The organism is Streptomyces sp. NPDC054840, from assembly GCF_053611065.1.
Genome location: NZ_JBSGZP010000140.1, coordinates 1 through 13,135 on the forward strand (window position 1 = coordinate 1; position 13,135 = coordinate 13,135).

15 protein-coding genes are annotated in these 13,135 nt (G+C 69.7%); 8 read left to right on the forward strand and 7 right to left on the reverse strand.

Going from position 1 to position 13,135, the window contains the following annotated elements; translation table 11 throughout:
• Positions 1–453: 453 nt before the first annotated feature.
• Positions 454–660 (forward strand): cold-shock protein, encoded by a 207-nt coding sequence (locus ACWGIU_RS13075; RefSeq protein WP_030009783.1) that lies wholly within the window; start codon positions 454–456, stop codon positions 658–660.
• 325 nt (positions 661–985) lie between these two features.
• The gene (groL, locus tag ACWGIU_RS13080; RefSeq protein ID WP_033223630.1) at positions 986–2,608 is read left to right on the forward strand and encodes a chaperonin GroEL; all 1,623 of its coding nucleotides are present in this window, start codon (positions 986–988) and stop codon (positions 2,606–2,608) included.
• 82 nt (positions 2,609–2,690) lie between these two features.
• Here groL and ACWGIU_RS13085 read toward each other — a convergent pair whose 3' ends face one another.
• Positions 2,691–3,260 carry a Uma2 family endonuclease gene (locus tag ACWGIU_RS13085; RefSeq protein ID WP_453705213.1) on the reverse strand — a complete coding sequence of 190 codons (570 nt, stop codon included), beginning with the start codon at positions 3,258–3,260 and terminating at the stop codon, positions 2,691–2,693.
• Positions 3,261–3,398: 138 nt separating this feature from the next.
• Here ACWGIU_RS13085 and ACWGIU_RS13090 point away from each other — a divergent pair, with 138 nt between their 5' ends.
• From ACWGIU_RS13090 to ACWGIU_RS13100, 3 genes are all read left to right on the forward strand, one after another.
• Complete coding sequence (locus tag ACWGIU_RS13090) at positions 3,399–3,998, forward strand: phosphoribosylanthranilate isomerase (RefSeq protein ID WP_453705215.1); 600 nt, start codon at positions 3,399–3,401, stop codon at positions 3,996–3,998.
• Between the two features lie 218 nt (positions 3,999–4,216).
• Positions 4,217–5,641 (forward strand): outer membrane protein assembly factor BamB family protein, encoded by a 1,425-nt coding sequence (locus ACWGIU_RS13095; protein WP_453705217.1) that lies wholly within the window; start codon positions 4,217–4,219, stop codon positions 5,639–5,641.
• A 336-nt stretch (positions 5,642–5,977) separates the two neighbouring features.
• Positions 5,978–6,145 carry a hypothetical protein gene (locus ACWGIU_RS13100; RefSeq protein WP_453705219.1) on the forward strand — a complete coding sequence of 56 codons (168 nt, stop codon included), beginning with the start codon at positions 5,978–5,980 and terminating at the stop codon, positions 6,143–6,145.
• A 4-nt stretch (positions 6,146–6,149) separates the two neighbouring features.
• On the opposite strand, the gene ACWGIU_RS13105 is transcribed toward ACWGIU_RS13100, so the two are convergent.
• Complete coding sequence (locus ACWGIU_RS13105; protein WP_453705221.1) at positions 6,150–6,404, reverse strand: DUF397 domain-containing protein; 255 nt, start codon at positions 6,402–6,404, stop codon at positions 6,150–6,152.
• Positions 6,388–7,224 carry a helix-turn-helix domain-containing protein gene (locus tag ACWGIU_RS13110; protein ID WP_453705223.1) on the reverse strand — a complete coding sequence of 279 codons (837 nt, stop codon included), beginning with the start codon at positions 7,222–7,224 and terminating at the stop codon, positions 6,388–6,390. Before ACWGIU_RS13110 ends, ACWGIU_RS13105 begins: the two co-directional genes overlap by 17 nt.
• 116 nt (positions 7,225–7,340) lie before the next feature.
• Between ACWGIU_RS13110 and ACWGIU_RS13115 the strand changes: the two genes are divergently transcribed.
• Positions 7,341–7,562 (forward strand): hypothetical protein, encoded by a 222-nt coding sequence (locus ACWGIU_RS13115; protein ID WP_033223642.1) that lies wholly within the window; start codon positions 7,341–7,343, stop codon positions 7,560–7,562.
• Complete coding sequence (locus ACWGIU_RS13120) at positions 7,559–8,203, forward strand: hypothetical protein (RefSeq protein WP_453705225.1); 645 nt, start codon at positions 7,559–7,561, stop codon at positions 8,201–8,203. The genes ACWGIU_RS13115 and ACWGIU_RS13120 overlap by 4 nt, the downstream gene beginning before the upstream one ends.
• Before the next feature lie 7 nt (positions 8,204–8,210).
• On the opposite strand, the gene ACWGIU_RS13125 is transcribed toward ACWGIU_RS13120, so the two are convergent.
• Positions 8,211–8,411, reverse strand: coding sequence for a hypothetical protein (locus ACWGIU_RS13125; protein WP_453705227.1), 201 nt, complete (start codon positions 8,409–8,411; stop codon positions 8,211–8,213).
• A 136-nt stretch (positions 8,412–8,547) separates the two neighbouring features.
• Between ACWGIU_RS13125 and ACWGIU_RS13130 the strand changes: the two genes are divergently transcribed.
• Positions 8,548–9,993 (forward strand): hypothetical protein, encoded by a 1,446-nt coding sequence (locus ACWGIU_RS13130; protein ID WP_453705229.1) that lies wholly within the window; start codon positions 8,548–8,550, stop codon positions 9,991–9,993.
• 5 nt (positions 9,994–9,998) lie between these two features.
• Here the strand turns inward: ACWGIU_RS13130 and ACWGIU_RS13135 are convergent, their stop codons facing one another.
• From ACWGIU_RS13135 to murQ, 3 genes are read right to left on the reverse strand one after another with little or no spacing between them, the layout of a single operon-like run.
• Complete coding sequence (locus tag ACWGIU_RS13135; RefSeq protein WP_453705231.1) at positions 9,999–10,589, reverse strand: GNAT family N-acetyltransferase; 591 nt, start codon at positions 10,587–10,589, stop codon at positions 9,999–10,001.
• A 51-nt stretch (positions 10,590–10,640) separates the two neighbouring features.
• Positions 10,641–12,173, reverse strand: coding sequence for a PTS transporter subunit EIIC (locus ACWGIU_RS13140; protein ID WP_453705233.1), 1,533 nt, complete (start codon positions 12,171–12,173; stop codon positions 10,641–10,643).
• A 23-nt stretch (positions 12,174–12,196) separates the two neighbouring features.
• A complete protein-coding gene (murQ, locus tag ACWGIU_RS13145) occupies positions 12,197–13,126 on the reverse strand; it encodes an N-acetylmuramic acid 6-phosphate etherase (protein WP_453705235.1) in 930 nt (309 codons plus the stop codon).
• Positions 13,127–13,135: the final 9 nt, after the last annotated feature.

Below are 13,135 nucleotides of genomic sequence, written 5' to 3' on the forward strand. Positions count from 1 at the left end.
GGCGTCTCGATCAGCCCGGCCGTCGCCGGCGGTTGCGGAGTCCCGGAGCCCTCCGGTCAGCTCCCAGGTGACACGCGCAAACCGAAATTGCCCCCTCCGCTAAAAGCGGTGGGGGCAATTCTGCTTGATTGGGCACGGTAGGGTTGGGGAAGTCCCCTCCGCTGTTAATGCCCCCTGCATATGAACGGGCCGCGCAAGGGTCGACATCGGGCCAACATGCGAGTGCGGTATGGGGCTTTGGCGAGATATGTCAGGCCCGAGTTGCCCGGGAGTATGGCAAATTTTCACTCTATTTCAATGTTTCTCGGTGTCTAGATTTCTCATCGGATTGACCTGTTGCAGACAGCATCCGCGCAGATACATTCAGCCTCGGTCGACGCGTTCCGACGCAAGTTCTGACCCGGGATCGTGAAGTGCGTTCCTGCGCAAGGGCCAGTAATAGGGGAGTTAGGCATGGCTCAGGGCACCGTCAAGTGGTTCAACGCGGAGAAGGGCTACGGCTTCATCGCGGTCGACGGTGGTGCGGATGTGTTCGTCCACTACAGCGCCATCCAGATGGACGGGTACCGCACCCTTGAAGAGGGTCAGCGGGTCGAGTTCGAGATCTCGCAGGGCCAGAAGGGTCCGCAGGCGGACATGGTCAAGCTCGCACTCGGCTAGTCCTGGAGCGATCGACCACCGACGCACAGTCTTCAGCGAAGACCTGGAACACCACGAGGGGCCCACATCCTGGACACGGGATGGGGGCCCTTCGTCCGTAGGCCCGGTAGTGGCGGGGTGTTGGCTCAAGCCGCTTGCACTCGGAGGGGTCGAGTGCTAATCATTGGCGTTAGCACTCTCCTGGTGAGAGTGCTACTGAAACGAGGACCGGGTCGGTGAGGCCCGCAGGGTCCGGTGGGAAGGAACCGCCGGGCACGCAGGCCGTCCGTCGCGGGCGCGGGCGCGGTCCGGAGCAATCCACCGCTGTCCGGGAGGACCACTTCAGATGGCCAAGATCATTGCGTTCGACGAGGAGGCCCGCCGCGGCCTCGAGCGTGGGATGAACCAGCTCGCCGACGCCGTCAAGGTCACCCTTGGCCCCAAGGGTCGCAACGTCGTCCTTGAGAAGAAGTGGGGCGCCCCCACGATCACCAACGATGGCGTCTCCATCGCCAAGGAGATCGAGCTCGAGGACCCGTACGAGAAGATCGGCGCCGAGCTGGTCAAGGAAGTCGCCAAGAAGACGGACGACGTCGCCGGCGACGGTACGACCACCGCCACCGTTCTCGCCCAGGCGCTCGTTCGCGAGGGTCTGCGCAACGTGGCCGCGGGTGCGAACCCGATGGCCCTCAAGCGCGGTATCGAGAAGGCCGTCGAGGCCGTCTCCGCCGCCCTGCTGGCGCAGGCCAAGGATGTCGAGACCAAGGAGCAGATCGCTTCGACGGCCTCCATCTCCGCCGCCGACACCCAGATCGGCGAGCTCATCGCCGAGGCCATGGACAAGGTCGGCAAGGAAGGCGTCATCACCGTCGAGGAGTCCCAGACCTTCGGTCTGGAGCTGGAGCTCACCGAGGGTATGCGCTTCGACAAGGGCTACATCTCGGCGTACTTCGCCACCGACATGGAGCGCATGGAGTCGTCCCTGGACGACCCGTACATCCTGATCGTCAACTCCAAGATCGGCTCGGTCAAGGACCTGCTGCCGCTCCTGGAGAAGGTCATGCAGTCCGGCAAGCCGCTGCTGATCATCGCCGAGGACGTCGAGGGCGAGGCGCTCTCCACCCTCGTCGTCAACAAGATCCGTGGCACCTTCAAGTCCGTCGCCGTCAAGGCCCCGGGCTTCGGTGACCGCCGCAAGGCCATGCTCGGTGACATCGCCATCCTCACGGGCGGCACGGTCATCTCCGAGGAGGTCGGTCTCAAGCTGGAGAACGCCGGTCTCGACCTGCTCGGCCGCGCCCGCAAGGTCGTCATCACCAAGGACGAGACCACCATCGTCGACGGTGCCGGTGACAGCGACCAGGTCGCCGGTCGCGTGAACCAGATCCGCGCCGAGATCGAGAACTCCGACTCGGACTACGACCGCGAGAAGCTCCAGGAGCGCCTCGCGAAGCTGGCCGGCGGCGTGGCCGTCATCAAGGCCGGTGCCGCGACCGAGGTCGAGCTCAAGGAGCGCAAGCACCGCATCGAGGACGCCGTTCGCAACGCGAAGGCGGCCGTCGAGGAGGGCATCGTCGCCGGTGGTGGCGTGGCGCTGCTGCAGGCCTCCGCGGTCTTCGAGAAGCTGGAGCTCGAGGGTGACGAGGCGACCGGCGCCAACGCCGTGAAGCTCGCGCTGGAGGCCCCGCTCAAGCAGATCGCCGTCAACGGTGGTCTCGAGGGTGGCGTCGTCGTCGAGAAGGTGCGCAACCTGCCGATCGGTCACGGCCTGAACGCCGCGACCGGCGAGTACGTCGACATGATCGCCGAGGGCATCATCGACCCGGCGAAGGTCACCCGCTCTGCCCTGCAGAACGCGGCGTCCATCGCGGCCCTCTTCCTCACCACCGAGGCCGTCATCGCCGACAAGCCCGAGAAGGCCGGTGCCCCCGCGGGCGGCGGCATGCCGGGTGGTGACATGGACTTCTGATCGACCCCGGCTCCGGCCACTGGTTGATCGGCTGTTCTCGAACGAGGGCGGCATCCCGGAAGGGGTGCCGCCCTCGGGCGTTTCAGAAGGTGGTGTCGATAGCGCAGTCGAAAGGCTCGGGGACCGGCAGGGCCTCGCCGAAGGACACCGTCTTGTGCGAGCGGTACCCATGTGGCGAAGGGTCGGAGAAGCAGGTGATCTCCGATGCCTGCATGTCGACGACGAGATGGACCGGGACGAGCAGGCCGTACACCACCAGCTTTTCGTTCCAGTCGGCGTCCTTCGTGGAGACCGAGGTGAACTCGGCCACCAGCGAGAGGTCTGCCCCGTCGGCGTGACGGCCTTCGGCATCGAAGGCGGATTCGTCCGCCACGAAGAGGTCGGGCCCGTACGCGCGGCGAGCTGCCGGGAACCGGAAGAGGATCGGTGAGGTCTCGACGATGTGCCCGTCGGGAGCATGGGCCTCCAGCTGCCGACGCAGAGCCCGCATCGGTCGGACGTAGCGCAGCTTGGACCACGGTGACACGACGATCTTCCCCCGGATGAGCTCGGCCTTGAAGCCGTCTGGCGTGTTCATCTCCTCGACCGTGCGCAGGAGGCTCTCGAATGTCGGCGGCGACAGGCTCTCTATGGGTGTGGTCCGCTCGGTCATGATCGTCACCGTCGTCCTCCGGGTGGCATGCTGTGCCCTTGATGTGTGCCTCGTCCCAGGCTAGTGGCGGGGCCGGCTCCCTGCCCGGCTTATGGGACGCACCCGCCACGTACCGCCCTGGTTTGGTTGACTGCTGGTATGGCTGACGTGTTCATCAAGATCTGCGGGCTGCGGACCGCGCGGGACGTCGACGTGGCTGTGGGCGCCGGGGCCCAGGCCGTGGGGTTCGTCTTCGCCCCCGGCAGCCCCCGTACCGTCGACGCCGCCACCGCGCGGGAGCTCGCCGCGCGGGTGCCTGCCGGGGTGCTGACCGTCGGGGTGTACCGCGGACAGGCGCTCGACGAGGTGCGGCGGCTCACCGAGGAGAGCGGGGTGCGCGGGGTCCAGCTGCACGGCGAGGAGGGCCCCGAGGACTTCGCGGCGCTGCGCGCCGACGGCCGGACCCTGCTGCGGGCCACCGCCGAGCGCGTGAAGCGCTGCGGTGAGTACGGCGAGGACCTGCTGCTGCTGGACGCGCCCGACCCCGGCTCCGGCAAGCCGTGGAACTGGGGCGCGGCGGACTTCACCGCGCCCGAGGGGCGGTGGCTGCTCGCCGGCGGACTCAACCCGGGCAATGTGCGGGCGGCGCTCGTGGCTACCGGGGCCTGGGGTGTGGACGTGTCCAGCGGGGTGGAGCGGGAGCGCGGGGTGAAGTCCCCGGAGCTGATCCGTGCCTTCATCGAGGCGGCCCGGGCCTGACGTCGCCCCCGCTGGGGCACCGCCGAGCACCCCGCAGGGGCCACGGTCCCACCCTTCAAGCCCCGCCGGCGTTTGAGGCGAACCCCGGGCGGAGCCCGAGCCGGGCTACACACCACCGAGCACCCCGCTGGGGCACCGCCGAGCACCCCGCAGGGGCGAGGGCACTGCCGAGCACCTCGAAGGGAGCCGGTTAGGCTGCGGGCGGGGGGATCATGGACATGGAACGACTGCGGCCCGTACGGCTCTGGGGATACCTCGCCTTCACCGCGGCCGCCGCGTTCGCCGCGGTGGCGATGCTGCACCTGGTCCTCCTGGCGAAGCTGGTGTTCGCAGACGGCCCCGGCCGCATGTGCGGGATCGACAGCTGCCCGCGCGGCACGGGCACCCTCGCGCTCCTCGCCCCGCTGTGCGCCGCCGCCGCGTGGCTGCTATGGCGTACGCCGCGGAAGCGCGGCCACGGCCCCGCCCCGGTGCACGTCCGGGTGATCGCCGTCTGCGTGGCCCTGGCCGCGCCGGCGCCCGGCTGGCTGGGCTTCGAGTACGCCCGCGGCCCGCAGCTGGATCTGTCCGGCTGGCAGGACCCCGTGCATCCGGCGGCCGCCCCGGTCGGCGTCTGGGCGCCCGCGCCCGGAATGCTCGTACGGGCCCGCACCGACGGCCTCATCGCCTACAACGGGGAGGGCCGCAAGGGCTGGCGGCTGCCCGCCCCGGAGCGTACGCCGCTCTGCGCCATCGGCCGGACGACCCCGTCGGGCATCGGCCTCCTCGCGTACGGGGAGAGCCCCGGGACGTGCGGCTCGCAGGTCGTCGCCGTGGACCTGACCGACGGCCACGCCCGGTGGACCCGGGACACCGGCCGGGCGCTGGTGGCCGCGGCGGGCGCGAGCGCCGTCGTGGCGGACCGGGACACGGTGACCGGCCTCGACCTGCACGTCGGCCACGAGCTCTGGCGGGTCCCGGTCCCCGCCGACTGCACGGTGAAGGCCGTCGACGGCTCGGAGCGGCGCGCCCTGTACGTGGAGGAGTGCGGCGACTCGGCCCGGATCACGGCCGTCGACTCCCGTACGGGAACCCCCGTCTGGCAGACCGCGCTGCCCACGGCGAGCCGACTGCGCGAGGTGCGGGTGCTGTCCGCCGCCCCGCCGGTCGTACGCGTCACGGAGACGGCCGAGCGCGGCACGGACGCGGTGCTGCTGTTCGATGCCGAGGGCCGGGCGCGCGGCTCCGTACCGGCCTCGGGTCCGGCCGGGGACCTGCTGTCCGAGCCGTCCCCCGTACTGACCGGTGAGCTGCTGATCACCCCGGTGAAGCAGGGCAAGAAGAACGGCGTGTCCGCCTACTCCCTCACCGACGGCCGTCGCGTCTGGCACGCGGGCTTCGGCGACGAGGTCGTTCGGGGGCTGTCCCTGACCGGCCCCGGCGAGGTCGGTGTGGTGACCTCCGACCGCTGGTGGACGTACCTCTCCCACCGCGGCCTGGCCGACGGCGGGCGCCGGGCGGAGCCCACGATCCTGCGCGCCCTGCCACTGGGCGAGCGGTTCGCCTTCTACCCCGGCCCGCCCGGCTCGTACGTCTTCGTCAACCTGGACCGGAAGGGCCTGTTGCCGCCGACCTTCGACATCGACCCGGTCTTCGGCTGGTGAGACCGGCCGGCCGGGGTCAGGCCCCCGTCGTCGAGACCCGGCGCGATCCGACTCCCGTTCACCTGCCTCCGGCCGGCACGCCGCGGTCAACGCGGCCGTGACCGCCGTGTCCGACCGGCGCGTGCTGCCGGTCATCGCGGCGGGCAACGACAACATCGACGCCTGCCGTGTCTCGACCGCTTCCGCCGAACGCGTGGTGACGGTCGGCGCGACGAACCGCTTCGACGAGGAGACCGACTACTCGAACTGGGGCACCTGCCTGAACCTCTACGCCCCCGGCAAGGACGTCATCTCCACGCGGTGGGCGGCGGCAGCGTGGCCCTGGACGGTACGTCCATGGCCACACCGCATGCCACCGGTGTGTCCGCGCTCTACAAGTCGGAGCACCCGAGCGCGCTGTCGGCGGAGGTGGCGGACTTCCTGGACGAGGTGTCCACGAAGGACATCGTCCAGAACCTCAGCGACGACGGCCCGAACAGGCTGCTGTTCACCAACGGTCTCTGATCGCTCAGAGCGCCGCGACGAACCGGGCCCAGGCCTGCGCGTGGAACACCACGTGCGGGCCTTCGGGCTGCTTGGAGTCCCTGACGGGGACGACGTCTGGGTGCCCGTCGGCGACTTCGAAGCAGTCGCCGCCAGTGCCGTCGCTGTACGTCGACTTCCGCCAGGTGGCCATCTCCAGGCAGTTTCCGCCGTCTCCAGCGCTGTAGCTGGACTTGTGCCAGGTGGCTGCTGCCAGGTCGTACTCAGGCATGCTGGTCATGTTCGTAATCCTCCGCCACGGACTCGATCAGGGCCAGGGACTTGCGCGGTGACAGCGCGTTGGCCGTGAGGAGATCGTAGGTCAGGGTGTGTTGGGCGACGGTGGCCGGATCGTCGAACAACTGGCCCATACCCAAGCCGTCGACGTAAGAGAGTGGCGGCGCGTCGTCGAACGACATCAGTTTGAGGGTGCCTGCCAGCCCCGCGTGGAAGCCCGCGCTGAACGGCAGCACCTGCACGATGATCCGGCGGGAGCGGATCAGGCGCGCGATGTGGCGCAGCGCCTCGGCCAGAATCGCAGTGCTCTCTCCTGCCCGTCGCAGTACCGCCTCGTCGAGGACGCACCACAACAGTGGGGTTGTTGGGTCATGGAGCAGCGAGGACCTGGCCAGGCGGTTCGTGACCAGCTCGTCGATGGTCTCCTCCGTGGCCGTGGGCTGATAGGCGCGGAACACCTCGCGCGCGTACGCCTCCGTCTGGAGCAGTCCGGGGATCAGCTGGGGCGCGTACTCCCTGATCACCTTCGCCAGGGCCTCCGCTTCGGCGGCGGCAGCAAAGTGGTCCGGGTACTTGGACTTGGCGGCGGCCCCGCAGTTGCGGATGAAGAAGCCGCCCGTGTCGAGGATGTCGTCGATCTGGCGGGCGAATTCGAGGTGCATACGTCGGGTGCCCGCTTCGAGCTGGCCGATGAACGCGCCACTGACGAAGAGCCGTTCGCCGAGTTCGGCCTGGCTCATGCCCGCGCGGTCGCGCGCTACGCGCAGCTCCGCGCCCAGGAGGGCGCGGGGGGAGGAGGACGGATCGAGGTTCTTTTGTGCCATGGCAACTCCCTGAGCAACATGAGCGGTTGTTGCGGGGTCCGCACTTGAAAGGCTAGTGAGCGCGTCGCCACTCTGTGTGAAGAAGGTGAATACTCAGAGTAGAAAGGTGACATGTCATGGTGCTCTCCCCACAGGAGCGCATGCAGGCGGCCGAAGAGGCCGTCCAGCAGCTGCGGGAATCGCTCGCCGGAGTCGGGGTGCTGTTCCCCTCGCTGGATGTGGAGCGGGTCTCGGCCGCCGGGACGTACGGCCTGCCGCTGGTCGACCTCGGCCGCTGCAACCTGGACACCGCGCTCCGGCTGGCCGCCGTTCTGCACGAGCGGGCGGGGGGCTCGTGAGCGAGGCCGTGGAGGCCGTGAACTTCGCCTTCGAGCTCGGCTGGAAGCTGCGCGGCCTGGAGACGGCCCTCGCCTGTGGCGCGTGGAGGCGTGGAGGCATGGGACTGGCCGTGCGCGTGCAGAGTGATGGGGGCGGCGGGCTCTGGACGGCCGTCGGGGACGACGGGGAGCGACGGGAGGCGCGGACGGCCGCCACGGCGGACGAGGCGACCGCGCTGGTGCAGGAGGCGTTCGGGCTGACCGCGTGGCGCCCCAATCCGCCCCCGCCGCCGGGTTGGCACCGGTTCACTCTGATCCATTGCCCGGTGGGGGAGTCGCCGAGCTACGAGCGTATCGAGGCGCGGCCGCCGCAGGGGTGCGTGGTCGAGTACGTCGGCGGGTACTTCGGGCTGCGCTGCGAACGGCCGGGGGCGCGGCTGCTGGATGCCGTCGCCGAGACCTGCCGGGAGGTCCGGACGGAGCACGGGCTGCTCATGTCCGACCTCGGCATCGAGAAGCTGTGGGAGTGGTCGCAGGACGGTACGGACGGCTGGGGTGCGGAAATCGTGGGCCAGCTGCTGCTGATGGCCGCCGAGCGCGGGCCGAAGCTCGGCTACGAGGTCGACGACCTGGTGCGGTTCTTGCGTACTGCCGCGGGCTGAGCCGTCATCAGCTGGTGATGCGTTCGCCGTCGTACGTGCCGCCTACGCAGTTATAGATGCCAGTGGCGGAGTCGTACTCCACCATTCCGTGGTGGGACTCGCACGTCGGTCCGGGGACAGTCGGTACGGCGCCCTGTGCAACCGGGACCGTGGCGCCGAACGCGGCCAGTACGAGGGCGGCGGTGACCGCGAGAATTCGGGTACGCATGGGAGTCCTCCGGGGGTCGAGCGGTACCAACACGTCAACACCAGCCTCCCTCTGCCCCAGGTCGGGCGCACCCTGGCGGGGCGCACAAGGGGGCGCTCGAGGGGCGCCGCTCGCCGTCGAGCGGCAGGCTGGTGTTATGGCGAACACGCCCGAGGTGACCGTGGGGGCGCCTGAAGACCTCGGCTTGCGGCCGGTCTCGGTGGGCGGCAGGCGGGTCGGCAAGGCCGGATCCCTCAGGGAACTCCGAAGAATCCTGGATCGTGCCGGTGTGGCACCGAGGCACGAGATCCACTGGCTCGGCGGAGACAGCACCGTCTGGCCGGACCAGGCGTGGGTGCGGCGAGCCATTTGCTTCTTCATGGTCGTCGGCCTCCTCGCGACGGCATATCCGCTCTTCCGGATCGGAATGTCGGACAGCGGCGATGCCCTCACGTACGGCGGACGAATCGCGGGACTCACCATCCTCGCTGTGGCCTTGGGGGAGGCATTGGCCGCCCTGGCCGCCATCGACTACTGCACCAAGCGGCGGTGGCGTTACTCGGGAGTGGTCGTTCTGGTCGGAGTCGTGATCTCCCTCTTCTGTAGCGCCGCCCTGCTCCTGCTGCAGATCGGCGAGCGGTTCACCGGTTACACCGTGGTCGGGATCCTCCTCGGTGCCTGGTCCTCGGTGGCCCTGTGCGGACTTTTCAGATGCGGGGCATGGAAGGGACTCAAAGTTCCCAGGAATATCGCGATCGGGGTGATAATTTCCACCCTTCTCGCCGCCGCCAACCTTGCATATTCGCAGATATACGTTCCCTTTGTGACGATGCCGCTGATCCAGAGTGGGGCCGAGTTCAGGGAGTCGAACATGGAAAAGGGGTCGCGGCGGGCGTATGTGACGGTCCATCTGTTCGTGAAGAACGCCGGCCAGGTGCCCGTTTACATCCTCGGCAGCATTTATTGGGTCCATGGCGTGGCTGCGGGCAGTAAGTTCGACGCCAAGCCTGCCGGAACCGATCTGATCTACGATGGCGAGTTCGTCAACCCGGTCGGCCGTGTACTGAATCCAGGGGAAGAGATCGCCCAGGACGCGGTCGTTGAGATAGATGGTGCCGCTCCTCATAAGTATGAAGCGGTCAGGGCCCGCACCGAGGTGTACGTGATCAGGAAAGACAGAATGAAGATGACCGCGAACTACGAGCGCTCCAGGGTTCCGGGGGAGAGGCTCAAGGGTGATGGCCAGCCGGGAGATCCGGCCAATGCCAAGTACAGGTACCGGACCGGGATCTCGAACAGCAGCGAAGTTCTGAACGTGACCCGCGGCCCACAGCGCATCACCGTGTGGAGGGTGGGCGGCAAGAATCCGCACGTCATTGTGGATGTGTCGCCACCGGATGAACGGATACCCTTCGACCCCAGAAACCCCAGCACTAATGAAGAAAAGGCCGTTGACCGGTACGGCCTCACGCAGGTGCGCGGCTCCACGGCGGAGACGCCCTACGCAGAACTCCTGGAAAAGGCCAGCGCCATCGACAAGGGCGCGACCCCGCCCCCGTCCCCGACGCCGACACCGCCCAAGCCCCCGCCTCCGGCCCTGTGACGCCCTTACACCGGGGGATCGGTGCGCAGGCGGGCGTGGAGGTGCTCGTCGTGCCAGCCGTCCGCGTGCAGGAGGGCGCCGCGCATGGTGCCCTCCAGGGGGAATCCGGCCTTGGTCGCGATGGCGCAGGAGGCCGGGTTCGCCACGGAGTGGGTGATCCGCACGCGGTGCAGGCCGAGGTCCTCGAAGGCCCAGCGGCCGACGTGTTCCGTGGCGGGCACCATGACCCCGCGGCCGCGCGCGGCGGGCAGCAGCCAGTACAGGATCTCGCCGCTGCCGCCCACCAGATCGAGGTCGCCGATGCCGATGAGCCCGACGGCCGGGCCGCCGGTGGCGGGGGCGAGGGCCCACATCGCGGCCTGCTCGTCCTGCCAGCGGGTGTGCCAGCGGGCGATCCGCTCCTCGGCTTCGGCCGGGGAGAGCAGGGCGGGCCGGTTCCAGTGCCGGATGTCCGGGTCGCGGCAGGACTCGACGAGCGCGGGGACGTCGTGGGCCGCCCAGGGGCGCAGCAGCATGCCGCCCGGCAGTTCGAACTGAGGCTGCGGCATGGCACACATCCGGCCGGCGGGGACCACAGGAGGTATGGAGTTGATCATGCCTGGATCATGTCCGCATTCATGACGGACCCGCATCGCGGGAGGCAGCCCTCAGGCGGGGACCCGTTCCTTCGGGGGCGCTTCGGTGGCGGTCGTGGGGTCCGGGCCCGGGTCGGTGTCGAGGTCGGCCAGCATCTGGCGGCTCAGGCCGAAGAAGTAGGTGGCGGCGAAGCCCACCAGGTAGCCGACGAACAGGCCGCCCGCGTAGATCGCGAGGGTGATGCCCGCGCTGGAGCGGCCGTCGAGCAGGGGGAACAGGGCCCAGCCCGAGGGACCGATGGCGGTGGAGCCGAAGGCGACGCCCAGTTGGTGGAAGAGGCCGACGAAGGCGCCGCCGGCCGCGCCGCCGATGCAGGCGGTGACGAAGGGGCGGCCCAGCGGCAGGGAGACGCCGTAGATCAGCGGTTCGCCGATGCCCAGGAAGCCGGCCGGGAGGGCGGACTTGATGGTGGCGCGGAGCGAGCCGTTGCGCGGGAGGCGGTAGTAGACGGCGATGGCCGCGCCGACCTGGCCCGCGCCCGCCATGGCCAGGATGGGCAGCAGGACGGTGTAGCCGTCCTGCTCGATGAGGGTGGTGTGGATGGGGATCAGGGCTTGGTGCAGGCCGAGCATCACGAGGGGGAGGAAGAGGCCGCCCAGGACCAGGCCCGCGAAGGCGCCGCCACTGGCGAGGAGCCAGTTCGCGAAGGCGCCGATGGCGGCGGAGGCCTCACCGGCGAGGTACATGAGGCCGAAGAGGGTGACGAGGCCCGAGACCAGCACGGTGAGGGTGGGGGTGATCAGGACGTCCAAAGCCTCGGGGACCCACCTGCGGCACCATTTCTCCACGTGGACGGCGAGCAGGGCGGCGGCGAGCGCGCCGAGGACGCCGCCCTGGCCGGGCTTGAGTTCCAGGCCGAAGGCGTCGATCTTCGCGACACCCGGGAAGACGATGATCGCGGCGACCGCCCCCCCCAGGATCGGCGTACCGCCGAACTCCTTGGCCGTGTTGTGGCCGACGAAGACCGCGATCAGGGACATGAAGCCGGACGCGACGGCGGCGAGGGCGGGGACGACGGCGGGTACCCAGCCAAGATTCGTCAGCAGGCCGTTCAGCCCGGCGATGATGCCGCAGCCGATCAGTGCCGGGATCAGCGGGACGAAGATGTTCGCGATCCGGCGCAGGAACAGCTTGAAGGGCGTGGAGTTACGGGCCTTCTGGGCCTCCTTCAGCGCCGCGCCTTGAGCGGCGAGTTCGTCCGCGGTGACGGTGCGGGTGACCGGGGCTGCCGGGGCTGTCTGGACTGCCTGGGCTGCCGGGGCGGCGGCGGCCGCTCCCGAGCGGGCCTCCTCGACGAGGGCCTCGAACTCCGGGGTGACGCGGGCGACGGTGCCCGGCCCCAGCACGATCTGGTAGCTCGTGCCGTCCTCGACCACGCCGAGCACCGCCGGGAGGGCGCGCAGGGCCTCGTCCCGGACCAGCGAGCGGTCGCGCAGCGACAGGCGCAGGCGGGTCATGCAGTGCGCGATCGAGGTGATGTTGTCCGGGCCGCCGACCAGCGGCAGGATCGCGGCGGCTGTGGCGCTGTTCTTGTCAGTGGACATGTGGGATCGCCTTGGCTCGGGGGTCAGCGGGTGTGGGCGAGTTCGAGCGCGGCGCGCAGGTGGCCCCGGGAGGCGGCGAGCAGGTCGGCGGCCGTGGGGGCGTCGACTCCGCCGAGGACGACGAGGACGGCGTTCTTGACCTCGCCCCCGGTGGTGGTGAGGGCGGCCTCGATCTCCTCGTCGGGTGCGCCGGTGGCCAGTGCCACGATGCGGCGGGCGCGGGCGCGCAGCTTCTCGTTCGAGGAGCGCATGTCGACCATCAGGTTCCCGTAGGTCTTCCCGAGGCGGATCATCGTGATGGTCGAGATGAGGTTGAGGACGAGTTTCTGCGCGGTGCCGGCCTTCAGGCGGGTGGATCCGGTGAGGAGTTCGGGTCCGACCACGACCTCGATGCCGTGGTCGGCGGCCGCGGCGAGGGCGGATCCGGCGTTGCAGGAGAGCCCGACGGTGAGCGCACCGCGGGTACGGGCGAACTCGACGGCGCCGATCGCGTACGGGGTGCGGCCGGAGGCGGAGATGCCGACGACCGTGTCGAGCGGTCCGATCTCCAGGGCGGTGAGGTCCTCGGCGGCCAACTCCGTCGAGTCCTCGGCGCCCTCGACGGCTTTGATCATGGCGGACGGGCCGCCCGCGATCAGGCCGATCACGTCGGCGGGATCGGTGTTGAAGGTGGGCGGGCACTCGCTTGCGTCCAGGACGCCCATCCGGCCGGCCGTGCCGGCGCCCGCGTAGACCAGCCGGCCACCCTGGGCCATCCGTTCGGCGATGGCGTCGACGGCGGCGGCGATCTGCGGCAGTCGGCGGGCGACGGCGGCCGGGACGGTGGCGTCCTCGGCGTTCATGGTGCGGGCGATGTCGAGGGTGGGGAGGCGGTCGATCTCGGCGAGTTCCGGGCGGAAGGCTTCGGTGGTGAGCGTTTCCAGCTGGGCGCGGAGTTCTGCGTGGGCGGTCATGTGGCGGGC

Excerpts from the sequence above, each read along its gene's own strand:
- ACWGIU_RS13075 (WP_030009783.1), top strand. The coding sequence starts at position 454 with ATGGCTCAGGGCACCGTCAAGTGGTTCAACGCGGAGAAGGGCTACGGC.
- groL (WP_033223630.1), top strand. The coding sequence starts at position 986 with ATGGCCAAGATCATTGCGTTCGACGAGGAGGCCCGCCGCGGCCTCGAG.
- ACWGIU_RS13085 (WP_453705213.1), bottom strand. The coding sequence starts at position 3,260 with ATGACCGAGCGGACCACACCCATAGAGAGCCTGTCGCCGCCGACATTC.
- ACWGIU_RS13090 (WP_453705215.1), top strand. The coding sequence starts at position 3,399 with ATGGCTGACGTGTTCATCAAGATCTGCGGGCTGCGGACCGCGCGGGAC.
- ACWGIU_RS13095 (WP_453705217.1), top strand. The coding sequence starts at position 4,217 with ATGGAACGACTGCGGCCCGTACGGCTCTGGGGATACCTCGCCTTCACC.
- ACWGIU_RS13100 (WP_453705219.1), top strand. The coding sequence starts at position 5,978 with ATGGCCACACCGCATGCCACCGGTGTGTCCGCGCTCTACAAGTCGGAG.
- ACWGIU_RS13105 (WP_453705221.1), bottom strand. The coding sequence starts at position 6,404 with ATGACCAGCATGCCTGAGTACGACCTGGCAGCAGCCACCTGGCACAAG.
- ACWGIU_RS13110 (WP_453705223.1), bottom strand. The coding sequence starts at position 7,224 with ATGGCACAAAAGAACCTCGATCCGTCCTCCTCCCCCCGCGCCCTCCTG.
- ACWGIU_RS13115 (WP_033223642.1), top strand. The coding sequence starts at position 7,341 with ATGGTGCTCTCCCCACAGGAGCGCATGCAGGCGGCCGAAGAGGCCGTC.
- ACWGIU_RS13125 (WP_453705227.1), bottom strand. The coding sequence starts at position 8,411 with ATGCGTACCCGAATTCTCGCGGTCACCGCCGCCCTCGTACTGGCCGCG.
- ACWGIU_RS13130 (WP_453705229.1), top strand. The coding sequence starts at position 8,548 with ATGGCGAACACGCCCGAGGTGACCGTGGGGGCGCCTGAAGACCTCGGC.
- ACWGIU_RS13135 (WP_453705231.1), bottom strand. The coding sequence starts at position 10,589 with ATGATCAACTCCATACCTCCTGTGGTCCCCGCCGGCCGGATGTGTGCC.
- ACWGIU_RS13140 (WP_453705233.1), bottom strand. The coding sequence starts at position 12,173 with ATGTCCACTGACAAGAACAGCGCCACAGCCGCCGCGATCCTGCCGCTG.
- murQ (WP_453705235.1), bottom strand. The coding sequence starts at position 13,126 with ATGACCGCCCACGCAGAACTCCGCGCCCAGCTGGAAACGCTCACCACC.